The organism is Chitinophagales bacterium (assembly GCA_017303835.1).
Lineage (GTDB): Bacteria > Bacteroidota > Bacteroidia > Chitinophagales > Chitinophagaceae > JAFLBI01.
Map to the genome: position 1 here is coordinate 2,458,834 of JAFLBI010000001.1, position 12,687 is coordinate 2,471,520.

The 12,687-nt window shown below is 42.7% G+C and carries 10 protein-coding genes; 5 read left to right on the plus strand and 5 right to left on the minus strand.

The window, feature by feature from the left end; all coding sequences use genetic code 11:
- Window positions 1-156: 156 nt before the first annotated feature.
- Window positions 157-1,566 (plus strand): MATE family efflux transporter, encoded by a 1,410-nt coding sequence (locus J0L83_11075; GenBank protein ID MBN8665112.1) that lies wholly within the window; start codon window positions 157-159, stop codon window positions 1,564-1,566.
- Here the strand turns inward: J0L83_11075 and J0L83_11080 are convergent, their stop codons facing one another.
- Window positions 1,567-1,944, minus strand: a complete 378-nt coding sequence (locus J0L83_11080) for a hypothetical protein (protein ID MBN8665113.1) — start codon at window positions 1,942-1,944, stop codon at window positions 1,567-1,569.
- A 207-nt stretch (window positions 1,945-2,151) separates the two neighbouring features.
- Between J0L83_11080 and J0L83_11085 the strand changes: the two genes are divergently transcribed.
- The 3 genes from J0L83_11085 (at window position 2,152) to J0L83_11095 (ending at window position 4,321) form a co-directional block, all read left to right on the plus strand.
- Window positions 2,152-2,496, plus strand: coding sequence for a single-stranded DNA-binding protein (locus tag J0L83_11085; GenBank protein ID MBN8665114.1), 345 nt, complete (start codon window positions 2,152-2,154; stop codon window positions 2,494-2,496).
- Window positions 2,497-2,675: 179 nt separating this feature from the next.
- The gene (locus J0L83_11090; protein ID MBN8665115.1) at window positions 2,676-3,185 is read left to right on the plus strand and encodes an SET domain-containing protein; all 510 of its coding nucleotides are present in this window, start codon (window positions 2,676-2,678) and stop codon (window positions 3,183-3,185) included.
- Window positions 3,167-4,321, plus strand: coding sequence for a hypothetical protein (locus J0L83_11095; GenBank protein ID MBN8665116.1), 1,155 nt, complete (start codon window positions 3,167-3,169; stop codon window positions 4,319-4,321). Before J0L83_11090 ends, J0L83_11095 begins: the two co-directional genes overlap by 19 nt.
- Here J0L83_11095 and J0L83_11100 read toward each other — a convergent pair.
- Window positions 4,309-5,265 carry an ABC transporter ATP-binding protein gene (locus J0L83_11100; GenBank protein MBN8665117.1) on the minus strand — a complete coding sequence of 319 codons (957 nt, stop codon included), beginning with the start codon at window positions 5,263-5,265 and terminating at the stop codon, window positions 4,309-4,311. The two genes, J0L83_11095 and J0L83_11100, sit on opposite strands and share 13 nt — an antisense overlap.
- A gap of 71 nt (window positions 5,266-5,336) precedes the next feature.
- On the opposite strand from J0L83_11100, the gene J0L83_11105 reads away from it, so the two are divergent.
- Complete coding sequence (locus tag J0L83_11105; protein ID MBN8665118.1) at window positions 5,337-6,770, plus strand: SET domain-containing protein-lysine N-methyltransferase; 1,434 nt, start codon at window positions 5,337-5,339, stop codon at window positions 6,768-6,770.
- Here the strand turns inward: J0L83_11105 and J0L83_11110 are convergent.
- Genes J0L83_11110 through J0L83_11120 form a run of 3 tightly spaced genes read right to left on the minus strand, consistent with a single transcriptional unit; the run spans window position 6,760 to window position 12,552 of the window.
- Complete coding sequence (locus J0L83_11110) at window positions 6,760-10,695, minus strand: PAS domain S-box protein (protein MBN8665119.1); 3,936 nt, start codon at window positions 10,693-10,695, stop codon at window positions 6,760-6,762. The genes J0L83_11105 and J0L83_11110 overlap by 11 nt on opposite strands.
- Window positions 10,695-11,237: a heme NO-binding domain-containing protein gene (locus J0L83_11115; protein MBN8665120.1), complete on the minus strand. Its 543-nt coding sequence runs from the start codon at window positions 11,235-11,237 to the stop codon at window positions 10,695-10,697. Before J0L83_11115 ends, J0L83_11110 begins: the two co-directional genes overlap by 1 nt.
- Before the next feature lie 10 nt (window positions 11,238-11,247).
- Window positions 11,248-12,552: a sigma-54-dependent Fis family transcriptional regulator gene (locus J0L83_11120; GenBank protein ID MBN8665121.1), complete on the minus strand. Its 1,305-nt coding sequence runs from the start codon at window positions 12,550-12,552 to the stop codon at window positions 11,248-11,250.
- Window positions 12,553-12,687 lie beyond the last annotated feature (135 nt).

Genomic DNA, 12,687 nt, shown 5'->3' on the forward strand with positions numbered 1-12,687 from the left:
TTGCACTGCTTCAAGTTTACGAATATGAACAACTAATCATGTTCCGCGAGCGCGGAACAGCTTTTTCAAATCTCTGGCAGCACTGCTGCATTTCCTGTTTACATTGTATTCATTGACCTTGCGTATACAAACTCGTGTACGTACTAAAACAACTGTATGCTTACGCATAAATTCAAACATTTTATACAACTCGTTCGTCAGTCGCTGCGCGGCGATGAACATGATTATACTTCGGGTAGTATCCGACAAGCCATTGTGCTCTTAGCCATTCCCATGATTCTGGAACTGAGTCTGGAGAGTGTGTTTGCGGTAGTAGATATGTATTTCGTTGGACATATGGCCAATGCAGAAGTAGCGGTAGCTACTGTGGGTTTAACAGAATCCATGATCACCATTATTTATTCCATTGCTATCGGTTTAAGTACGGCAGCAACCGCTATGGTATCGCGCCGTATCGGCGAAAAAGATCCGGAAGCTGCTGCAAGAGCCGGTGTGCAGTCCATCATCATTGCTGTAGTAGCGTCATTGGTCATCAGTGCTATTGGTCTTTTCTTCGCACCTGAATTATTGGGTATGATGGGTGCCCAGCCGGAAGTAATGGCAGAGGGTGCATCTTTTACACGCATTATGCTGGGTGGTTCAACAGTGATTGTATTGTTATTCCTCATCAATGGTATTTTCCGCGGTGCGGGTGATGCAGCGATCGCCATGCGCAGCTTATGGCTAGCCAGCGGATTGAACATTGTGCTTTGTCCGCTCTTCATTTATGGCATTGGCGATTGGGAAGGTTGGGGACTAAAAGGCGCAGCCATTGCCACCACCATTGGTAGAGGAAGTGGTGTATTGTATCAATGCTGGCATTTGTTTAAAGGGGATCACATGATTCGCTTTAAGCGGAAGTATCTGCAGATTGATATGAAGCTCATTCGTTCGCTGATTGGTATTGCTTGGCCGGCAACATTGCAGTTTATTATTACATCAGGTAGTTGGATTGTGCTGGCTTGGATTGTATCTACCACGGGTGGTACAACTGCTTCGGCAGGATATCAAATCGCGATTCGGAATGTGGTCTTTTTCATCTTACCCGCATGGGGTTTGAGTAATGCAGCTGCTACTTTGGTGGGACAAAACCTGGGTGCACAAAGACCAGACCGTGCGAAGCAAAGTGTGTTTCTGGCTGCACAGTACAATGCCATCTTCATGGCTTTTGTGATGCTGCTCTTTGTATTTTTTCCGCAACCCATCATTGGCATCTTCACGCGTGATGCGGCTGTGCAGGAAGTAGGTGTGCGTGCGTTGCGCATTATTGGCTATGGCTATATCTTTTATGGTATTGGTATGGTGATGATGCAGGCATTGAATGGTGCGGGCGATACAAAATCGCCTACATGGATCAGCCTGATTTGTTTCTGGGGCTTTCAAGTACCATTGGCCTATCTGTTGGCCAAGACAGGTGGGATGGGTCCCACCGGTGCCTTTATTGCCGTACCAGCAGCAGAAACTTTGATTGCTTTACTTACTTGGTGGTGGTTCCGCCGAGGTAAGTGGAGTAAGGTAGTGGTGTAATTACTGCTGATCGTTTTTTCTGCGCACCAGTAATAACCATTCCTGATCCAGCGGTAGCCAGCCCTGATCGTAACAAAAGAAATAGGTATTGCCTTTTTGGTTGGTATAGGTATGGGTGTGGTATTGAAAATGAAAACCCATGGATACCAACCGGGCTTTGGGAATTTTTTGCATGGACTGATCCTGTGGCAATAATTGCTGCAGGATCTTTCTGTTTTTCTGTAATACCTGATTGATCTGTTTGATATAGGCGATGTTCGCCTCCTGCTGTTTGCGCAGGTTGTTGAACGTGTTGCGACAGCCATCGTCGCAGAATTTTTTGTCGGCCCGCCCTCTGATGGTTCTTCCGCAGGAAAGGCAGTTTCTTGTTTCAGTCATAGTTTGCTGATTTAGAAATGCTTTCACTGGAGGCTATTGCAATTTATTAAACCGATTTGAAATTTTCAAACGCTTATACACGGATAGAAACGCTTAAATACCGACTAAGGCTTTTCGTCAAACCCATTTTTGTGTTGTCAGCCGAGGGCCCAGGCTGAATGAAATAACAACATTCATCACTACCCGCAAGGGTAAAAATTAACGATCATGAACACATTAAAAAACAGCGTAAGACTAGCAGGTAATCTGGGTAATGCACCCGAAATCAAGACAACAGAAGGTGGCAAGAAAATGGCGCGTTTTGCTTTAGCTACCAATGAATCTTATCGAAATGCCAAAGGTGAAAAAGTAACCGAAACACAATGGCACAATCTGGTTGCCTGGGGTAAAGTGGCAGAAATTGCAGAGAAGCTATTGCAAAAGGGTACTGAAGTAACCGTAGATGGCAAACTGGTGAACAGAACCTACACAGATAAGCAGGGCGAGAAAAAGTATATCACTGAAGTGGTGGTAAGCGAGTTGTTGGTAACAGGCAACAAGCCCAAAGCTTAATAAGAACCCTTTCTTCCATTCCATATATCGGGGCCGCCGCAGGCGGCCCCATCTTTTTATCCCATGCATGATTGAATTAGAGATGTTAAGCTTGAATTATACACATTACGCAAATCGCCTATATCAAAATTTTATTCAAGCAGATTAAACATTTAAATTGTTGAGCATTCTGACACTACATGCTAACCCAGTCAGCAGCTGCGCAAAGCTGCACCATCATCAGTGCCCATGGCAATACCGCTGTCTGGGAAGATTCAGCTAATGGACAACGCTCTTTGCATGCAGCAATAGCTATTGAAGCTGGTTCAAGTATTGCTGATTTTCAAGCGGCCGCTATCATGCATACCCCATCTTATCTTACTGTGCAGAAAGATGATGATGAGCATATTCATCTAACGCCTGCACACTTGCAATATGTGAACCATAGCTGTGCACCTAATGCGTTTTTCGATACAACGTATATGTCATTGATTGCACTGAAAGCTATAGCTGCTGGTGAAGAGATCACTTTTTTCTATCCTTCATCTGAATGGGATATGGCGCAAAGCTTTTCTTGCCGTTGCGGTAGTGAACAATGTTTGGGTGAGATCAAAGGTGCAGCCCATCTGCCCGCTGATGTGTTGATCCGTTATCACCTCACTGATTATATCAACCGAAAAATTCAGGAAAATTGCTCGGAGCGCCGGTAAAACCATCAGGGAAAAAGCAAACCAATCAGACCACACTTGCACCAGATCAGTGCATGATTTGGGTATTGGCACCGCATCTGGAATCGGAAGATCCCAATATCAGTTACTACTACGATTTTACGCAAAGTATTGCTGAATACACAACGGTTTTTACCGAGCTGAATATGATTTGGCGCTGGCAGCCGGTAACCATGCAGAACTTCGCTGTCATTATCAATGATATTCAAAAAGAAAGTGGCGATCTCTTTCCTTTTGTACTCAATCTCTGCGATGGAGATGAAATCAACGGAGTACCTGGTGTATCGGTGATTAATGCATTGGAAGCGGCCGGACTCTGTTATTCCGGTGCAGATCAGCATTTTTACCGCATCACTACTTCTAAACTTCCAATGAAAGTGGCTTTTGATCAAGCAGGGGTGCCTACGCCGGCTTGGAAAGCCATTCATCAACCAACAGATAATATAGATACCGTCTTTGATACCATGGGTAGTCCGCTCATTATTAAGCCAGCCATCTCTGGCGGCAGTATGGGCGTGGGAACAAGGAATGTGGTGCACCATCTTGCTGAACTACAAACACAGGTTGCACAGATGTTTCAGGGTTATCGGGGTTGGGATCTGGCTGGTGATGGGCTCTTACTGGAAGCATTTATCAAAGGCCGAGAGTTCACCACATTTATTGTTGGCGATGCAGCTTATCCAAAAGATTGTTTGGTGTATCCCGCTATAGAAAGAGTGTTTCATGCGTCGTTACCCGAAGAAGAACGTTTCCTTTCTTTTGATCGATTGTGGGAAATCTATGAAGACGAAACGCCCATGCCCAATGAAGAAAATTTCTATGAATACGCAGCTGCGCCAGCATCCTTACAAGCATTATTGCAACAATTAACACTCGATGCCTATATCGCTGTTGGAGGTAAAGGTTATGCGCGTTTAGACATTCGTATGGATGCAGCAGGCAATTGTTATGTACTGGAAGTAAACGCGCAATGCGGAATAAGTGCAGATGAAAACTATACTTCTATTGGTGCGATCCTGCGCTTTGCGCAATCTTCTTTTACAGTATTGATACAGGAAATTATACAGCGAACCTTGTTAGCAAATGATATTCGTTTGCTCACTGCTTACGCAGATTGAATACGGATATTCACGGTGCTGCCTTTTTCAAAACCATGATGGGGACTGTGCATCAGAATTTGTCCGGCTGAAGTATCCAAGGTATAAGCCGTAAAGCTGCCACAATATTGTGCATCCATCACCATTGCAGGTATGCCTGTTGCTGCTGATTGCACCTGCTCAGGTCTGATGAAGGCGTATTGCTGATCTACTTGAAAGAGCGAACGAAGGGCATCATTGAGTGTAATAAATTCACCCAGCAAGCCGGCTGCATATGCATTCACCGGATACTGATACACTTGTTGGGCACTGCCTGATTGAATCAACTTACCCGCTTCAAGCACCATCACTTTATTGGCCCAGGGTAATACATCCAGCGGATCATGTGATACCATGATACAAGTTATCTGCAATTGATTGCTAATGCCGTTGACAATATCGCGAATCGTCTGTCGGTGCGGCATATCCAAATTAGAAAAAGGTTCATCCAACAAGAGCAAACTTGGCTTGGTGAGCAAAAGCTTTGCTAAAGCAATACGTTGTCTTTCTCCACCGGAGAGCGTATCGTTCTTGCGTTTGAGTAAATGCCCGATCTGGCAGAGTTCAATCAGTTCCTGCATCATTGCCGGATTGAGTTTGTTGCCATATTCCAGCAATTCTTCCATGCGGTAATTATTGCGCAGTTCAAAATGCTGAGAGAGATACGCAATGCCGGGATGGCCTGGCAATAAAACCTCTTCCGGTCCTTTTACGCGTTTGCCCTGAAACAAGACTTGTCCGCTATCTGCGCTTGCTAAACCGCCAATCATCTTGAGCAAACTACTCTTGCCGGAGCCTGATTCCCCTATAATGGCCAGTCTTTGCCCGGCGTTCAGCTGAAAGGAGATGGATTGCAATGACATACTGTCTAACTGTTTTTGAACAGCCTGCACATCCAATAAAATGTTATCCTTGAACTCAGACATGGTGCTGCGAAAGTAACCATTCTGCCACCGTTGCAAAATGCATGGATTAATTTGTTATTCTTGTAAGCGAAATGCCCCTGAAAGTCTGCGTACTACAGCCCGATTATGCTACCAGCGGTGTGGATTATCAATATTATGATCCACCAAGAAACTTGTCGCATCTACTACCTGATGCAACAGTAGATCATGTGCTCTTGAATAAACTCACCACGTACAAGCAATTAAAAGCTTTACAGCACAAGGGTTATGATGTGTTTGTGAATTTATGTGAAGGCTATCTGGAATGGGAAGTGCCATCCATCGATGTCATTTATACACTGGAATTATTGAACCTGCCTTTTACAGGTCCAACCACCAAATTATATGATCCGCCTAAACCACTGATGAAGTATGTGGCTTATTGTGCGGGTGTGGCTACGCCGAATTATGTATTGGTGCATACGCTTGCGGATATTGATGCCATTGCACATTTGCAATATCCACTCTTTGTAAAGCCTGCGAAAGCAGGCGATAGTCTGGGTGTGGATGAGGCTTCGCTGGTACAAAACAAAGCAGCATTACAACAGAAGGTGCGCAATTTGCTGGAGGAGTATGATGAACTCTTGGTAGAAGAATATATTGATGGCAGAGAGTTTACGGTATTGGTGGCAGCGAATCCTGATGGTAAAACTTGCAGGGTGTTTAAACCGGTGGAATATGTGTTTCCGGAAGGACGTGCTTTCAAAACCTATGCATTAAAAACTTCTGAGCTGCATCCGGATTGTAATCATCCTTGCAGTGATCCGGTAACGGAAGCAGCGTTGCGCGAAGCAGCTGCAGCCATCTTTAAAGGGTTCAGCGGTGTAGGTTATGCTCGTTTGGATTTCAGACAAAAGCCGGATGGTAGTTTGTATTTTTTAGAAATCAATTTTACTTGTTCTGTTTTTTATACAGATGGCTACGAAGGCTCGGCAGATTTTATTCTGCAGTTTGATGGGATTGGTCAGCAGGGCTTTTTGCAACACATTATTGCTGAAGGGATGGCGCGTCATCAACGCAAACAGCCTTTGTATGAAATGAAAGGCAATGCTATTGCCGGCTATGGTATTTATGCCGCAAGACCCATCAGTAAGGGAGAAGTAGTTTTCAAAGGAGAGGGTCGCGCGCAAAGAATCATTACCAAACCTTACGTAGATAAAAACTGGACAGATGCCGAGAAGCAAGTCTTTGCACATTATGCTTATCCGGTAAGCGGCCAGGTTTATATTCTCTGGGATGATGATCCTACGCAGTGGGCACCACAAAACCATAGCTGTGATCCGAATACGGCTTATCAAGGATTAGACCTTGTTGCGATTAAAGCGATAGCTGCAGGCGAAGAAATTACTGCTGATTATGCAGCATTGTTGAATGATACTGCAGAAACTTTTCATTGCAAATGTGGAGCAGCGAATTGCAGGGGCGTTGTTGCAGGCAGTAACGGTAATTCAGTACAGGCAAGAATTGAGGGCTCAGTTACGCATTGAATTGCTCCCTTAATTGCTTATATACTTTCTCCAGTACTTTCTCTGTTTCCATAATCATGGTTGCTATTTCTTCAGAGAGATTTTTTTCTCTACCCAATATTTCAATGCGCCTGATTACTTCTTTCAAAGGCTGAATGCCCATTGTGTCAATTGTGGGTTTCATACGATGCGCAGTTCTGTAAACGGTATCCGCATCTCTTTTTTCCAAAGCCTGTTTAAGCAACTGCATGTCTTCGGGCATAGTTTTCAAGAACAGTAAAACCATTTTTGTGCGGAACTCAGTTCCTGGTCCTGCAATACCATTGAACATGCTTAAGTCAAACAAATTGATGTTTTCTTTCGCTGCTTTTGTATTTGCTTTGGCCTTGCCCTCTTTCTTCTTCTTATTTGTACTGAAGATTTTTTGAATGGCTGAGTAAAGTTCTTCTTCTGTATAAGGTTTTGTTACAGCTGCGTTTACGCCGGCTTTCAGGTATTTCTCCTGATCTTTTTTAAATGCATTTGCGGTAAGTGCAATGATTGGAATGCGTGCTTTCTCAGCATCATCCATATTTCTGATGAGGTCTGTAGCTTCTAATCCATCCATATCCGGCATGAGGATATCCATAAGGATCAGGTCAAATTCTTGTTTTGAAACCAGATCAACAGCCTCTTTACCATTCACGGCTACAACTACATCCATACCCCAATATTCCAGCATATGACGGGCAATCATTCTATTCAGTTCCACATCTTCTGCCAGTAATACTTTTTTACCCTTGAGGAGATTGGTTTCCTGAATGGTTTCAGTCGTTGTTGCAACCAACTCTGAATTGACTTTGATATATGGAATGTAGAAACTGAATTTGGTTCCTTTATTCACAACACTATTCACGCTGAGTTGACCACCCTGTAGTTCTACCAGGTTCTTACAAATACCCAAGCCCAAACCGGTACCACCATATTTTCTGGAGATATCCGTACTGGCTTGTACAAATGGGTCGAAGATGGTTTGTATTTTTTCTTCCGGAATACCGATGCCGGTATCTTCCACATCAAACTGTAACAGAATTTTTTCTGCTGTTTCCCGGATTGGCTGAAGGGTAACAGTAATCCTTCCTTGTTGAGTGAATTTCAAAGCATTGCTCAGCAGGTTGTTCAGTATTTGTCCAAGTCGGTAAGGATCTCCACTAACAGTAAAGCTTTGTTTATCTGGAACAATTAATGCCAGCTGAAGTCCTTTCTCCTCTGCTTTAAACTGAAACGACTGTACAGCAACGTTTACTTTATCAAGTACATCAAACGGCACTTGTTCCAGTTCCAGTTTACCTGCAGTAATTTTTTCAATCTCTAAAACATCATTTACAATTACCAGAAGATTTCTTGCAGATTCGGTAATCAGGTGGAGATAATTCTTTTGTTGTTCGCTGAGTTTTGTTTTTCCAAGCATGGCTGCCACACCTATAATACCATTCATGGGTGTGCGTATTTCATGGCTCATATTGGCCAGGAAAATCTGTTTGGCTTCAGCTGCTTTTTCAGTGAGGTCTTTAGCGAGTAGCAACTCTCTTTCAGCATTTACCCTGTCTGTAATATCCTGAGCAAAGCCGATGATATAAGGATTGCTGCTTTCCTCCACCATCATATAATTCTGGAAAAGCAGGTTGAGTTGTCTTCCTTTTTTATGCTGTACTGTAAATACGCCTTTCGCACTGCCTTCCATGGCAATTTCCTGCAGATAGCCTGTTCTCAACTCATCCATATCGGCATCCGGCATAAAATCAATCAGGTTTTTACCGATCAATTCATGCTCATCATAGCCAAGCGTCTGACAAATAGCCGGGTTAACAGAAAGCAATCTGCCTTGCAAATCGTGCGTGCAGATGAGTGCCTGACTAAATCTGAATAAATCTTTGAAACGTTTTTCACTGATGGCAACCTGTTCTTCAATTTGCTTACGCTGGGTAATGTCTAAGCCATAACCAATCACCAGAATAACATCGCCCTGTTCGTTGAGTACAGGAAACATATTCCTTAGGTGGTGTTGCGTACTTCCGTCAGCGTTTACCAAAGTTTCTTCCCAGGAGTGCAGTGTCTTTGAATTAACAACTGCATGAAACTTTTCTCTCCTCGCAACAGCAATCGACATTGGTTTATTCCTCAGCTTGCAATAGTCTTCATCTTTCTTACCAATCATCCATTTACGCAATTCCGGATCTTTAATTGCAATTGGGTTCAGGTAGAGATATGTATGCGCTGCATCAAAAACAGCAATATCCGCAGGGATATTATCCATAATCTGCTCATAGAACTTTTGCTGTTCCTGAAGTCTTTGGCGATAGCTGAATGCCGTGGTTACATCCCGGTAGTTCCAGAGATGGCCATGGTATTTTTCATCTATAAAAATGGGTATGTAATCCCTTTCCAATACCCTGCCGTCTGCCATTTGAAGAACTTCATTCAGTATGGGTTGCTGTTGTTTTAAAATCTCCTCAACACCAACAACAAAGGCATCCGGATCTGCAAAGAAAGATTTGCTCTGCTCGGCAGACTGTGAACAATCTGCACCTATTAGCATATCAGGTGGTGCAGGAATGTTGAACATATCGCAGAAATGCTGATTAGAGAGAACGATTCTTCTTTGATCGTCTTCTACCATGATGGCACTGTTCATATTACCAATCAGGGTCGTTAATCTTTTACTGGTTCTGGATAGTTCAGTTTCAATTTCTTTCTGCGCTGTGATATCGGTATGGATACCGATCATTTTTTGGGGTCGGCCTTCTGCATCTTTCTCAATCACCATGCCCCTGTCTAAAATCCAGATATAGCTGCCGTCTTTTTTGCGCATCCGGTAACTGCGGTTATGCATCATTCTTTCACCAGATGCATACTCCTGATCCATTTCATTGATCATCAAAACATCATCCGGATGGATCAGTTTTTTCCAAGAGTATTCCTCATCAGTAAACTCTTCAGGACTATAGCCAAGCATCCGCTTGTACTGATCTGAATAAAATGGTTTTCGAGCAGTGAAGTCAAATTCCCAGATACCATCACCTGCACCCTCTAATGCAAACTTCCAGCGCAGCTCACTATCTTTTAGTCTGGTGTCAGCTTCTTTTTCTTCAGTAATATCTTCTTCTACTGCAAAATATCCGGTAAGGTTGTTTTGCTTATCGAATAAGGGCTGTCCGTTAATTCTTACCCAATAGGGCTTACCTAATTTGTGGTAATTGAGTATTTCGCATACAAAGGGTAAGCGTTTGCGTATTTGATCAGAAAGAAAAACAGCTGTTTCCTTATTGGTTTCTTTGCCTTGTAAAAAATGACCTGGCTTTTTGCCTTTAACTTCTGATAAGGTGTAGCCGGTAATTTTAGTAAAGCCCTTGTTTACCCAATCTATTTTGCCATCCTTGTCAGCGATGATTACTGCATTTACTGTTTCTTCTGCAACCAAGGAAAGTCGCTTCAGATCATTTCTTTGTTGCTGAATGGTGTGTAGTAGTTGCTTAACCTCTTCATTTACAATTTCCTGAGTCTTTAGTACATGCAGCAAATCAATCAAAGGATCATGATAGGCAAAATCGTGGATACTGAGTGAGTTGCTTTTTATCTGTTCCATCGACTCAAACCAAGGCGAGCCTACAAACAATAATTGATTGGTTTCTGGTAAAAATTCAATTTGCCCGCGTAGCGCGATTGGGGTTTCTCCAATCGTTTCAAGAACAATTAGTTTATTCACTTCAGCTTTTAGCGCTTCGAAACTTTGTGTTGCTAGTTCTGGGCGCTTTACTACAAACTGTGTGAAAAAGGGTTGTTGTATTACCTGTGCGTATATTTTGGTTAGGCTTTGTCCAGCAGCAGCAATAGTTAATGACTCTCCAATCAATATGTGAAAGGGGAAGAGTCGATTAAACTGTTCGCTGTTAAAGCCAATATACATTACCAACTCACTTTAAACGTTTCATGATCTGCGCCTTGGTCTCTGCTGCTGATCAATTTAACCGTTACAGCTGTTTGATACATTTTGCCGAGACCATGCAATAAGCCCATTACAAAATCCTGCAGTCCCAATCGCTTAGAGAAATAGTGAACATGAATACTACTTTCTTCAATATGGCTTACTTTAAACTCAGGGGGCGTGAGTTTGGGATAAATCAACATTACCCGATTATGGAATACAGGTAGGTTAACCAGAAACTCTTTTAAATTATGGCCACCAGCTTCCATCAGGCCGCCATATTTTTCTTTTCCGGTTTTTAGTACCCAGTATTCGCCAAAAGCCATGAGCACTTCTCTTAATGATAAGTCGGTTTCTTCAGCAACAGCGCTGGCCAATTGATAAGTAATGGCATCATCATAGGGTTCATTACTGATAAAGAATTCCACATCTACGCCACTGCGGACTTTGATGCGTTCCCATTTTTCTTCACCAAAATTTTCTTTGACTAGCTCTTCGATAGCTTTGTTTACGATACCGTACATAGCAGGGTGTTTATTTCTTCAGGATGATTTCTCCAGCTTGTACCATGCGGTATAAGGTGGACTTGCCAATATCCAGTTTTTTCGCCACAAGCAGTATATCATAATCGTATTTCTCCAGGTAATGCTGAATTATTTTTCTTTCATAATCGCGCAAAGTCATTTCCTCCTGAAGCAGGTCTGCTTCTTTGTTGTTGTTAAACAGGGTCAGGTTATCTGCTTCAATATTGCTTCCATCTGCCATAACAGCTGCGAGTTCTACAATTGACTTCAATTCACGAACATTACCGGGAAAACTATAGTTACGCAGTTTATCAAAAGCAGCGGTACTGCAGGTTTTCTCAGGCAATTGATTGTCTTTGCAGAATTGCTGCAAAAAGTGTTTTGCCAGTACTATAATATCATTGCCTCTTTCTCTTAATGGTGGAATGCTGATTGGTAAACCCAGAAGTCTGTAATACAAATCCTCACGAAAACGTTTGGCTTTTACTTCTTCTGTTAAATTGCGGTGCGTTGCTACAATGATGCGAACATCAATGGGAACAACTGTATTACTGCCTATTCTGGTGATCTCTCTTTCCTGTAGTACGCGCAAGAGTTTTGCCTGGAGTGTAAGATCCATCTCGCCAATCTCATCTAAGAATAATGTGCCTTTGTGTGCTTCTTCAAACTTGCCGAGGCGTTTGCCCGTTGCGCCGGTAAATGCACCTTTCTCATGACCGAATAATTCACTCTCTAATAAGTCTCTAGGAATGGCAGCCACATTCAATGCTACAAATGGATATTGTTGTCGCGAAGAGTTGTGGTGAATGGCTTTAGCAACCATTTCCTTACCTGTACCCGTTTCACCGGTAATGGAAACCGTGATATTGGTTTGTGCTGCTTTTTCAATTAATTGAAACACTTTTTGCATCGCATCACTCTGTCCGATAATCATTTTATTGATATCGTATCGGTGCTTGAGCTGGCTCTTCAATTCACTAACTTCTGTTTTTAGTGATTTGATTTGCTGAAGCCGGATGATCACATTCCAGAGAATATCCTTGGTGTCTTCATTCTTTACAATATAATCAGCTGCCCCTGCCTGCAATAGACTTACGGCAGTACCCACATCTTCTTGCCCTGAAACCACCAATACATCTGTATCGGGTGAATCATGCTTGATTTTTTTTAGTACTTCTTCGCCCGTTTGTTTTGGTAATGAATAATCCAGCGTTACCACATCAGGCTTGTTATGTAGCTGCGCAAAAAAACTTTGCTCATCGTTGAAAACCGTTACCTCATAGTCAGGATTCAAGGATAAATAATGATGCAGCATGGTAGCATACCAAGGATCGTCATCCAGAATATATATGCGTAAGAGCTTTTTCACAGTGTTCAATTAAGATGTGAACGGGAAAAAATCCAATAATTAGAATAAAGTTCCCAAAAAGGGAAATAGCAGACAATTAAA

Coding starts and splice junctions, on each gene's coding strand:
- J0L83_11075 (MBN8665112.1), top strand. CDS start 157: ATGCTTACGCATAAATTCAAACATTTTATACAACTCGTTCGTCAGTCG.
- J0L83_11080 (MBN8665113.1), bottom strand. CDS start 1,944: ATGACTGAAACAAGAAACTGCCTTTCCTGCGGAAGAACCATCAGAGGG.
- J0L83_11085 (MBN8665114.1), top strand. CDS start 2,152: ATGAACACATTAAAAAACAGCGTAAGACTAGCAGGTAATCTGGGTAAT.
- J0L83_11090 (MBN8665115.1), top strand. CDS start 2,676: ATGCTAACCCAGTCAGCAGCTGCGCAAAGCTGCACCATCATCAGTGCC.
- J0L83_11100 (MBN8665117.1), bottom strand. CDS start 5,265: ATGTCTGAGTTCAAGGATAACATTTTATTGGATGTGCAGGCTGTTCAA.
- J0L83_11105 (MBN8665118.1), top strand. CDS start 5,337: ATGCCCCTGAAAGTCTGCGTACTACAGCCCGATTATGCTACCAGCGGT.
- J0L83_11110 (MBN8665119.1), bottom strand. CDS start 10,695: ATGTATATTGGCTTTAACAGCGAACAGTTTAATCGACTCTTCCCCTTT.
- J0L83_11115 (MBN8665120.1), bottom strand. CDS start 11,237: ATGTACGGTATCGTAAACAAAGCTATCGAAGAGCTAGTCAAAGAAAAT.
- J0L83_11120 (MBN8665121.1), bottom strand. CDS start 12,552: ATGCTGCATCATTATTTATCCTTGAATCCTGACTATGAGGTAACGGTT.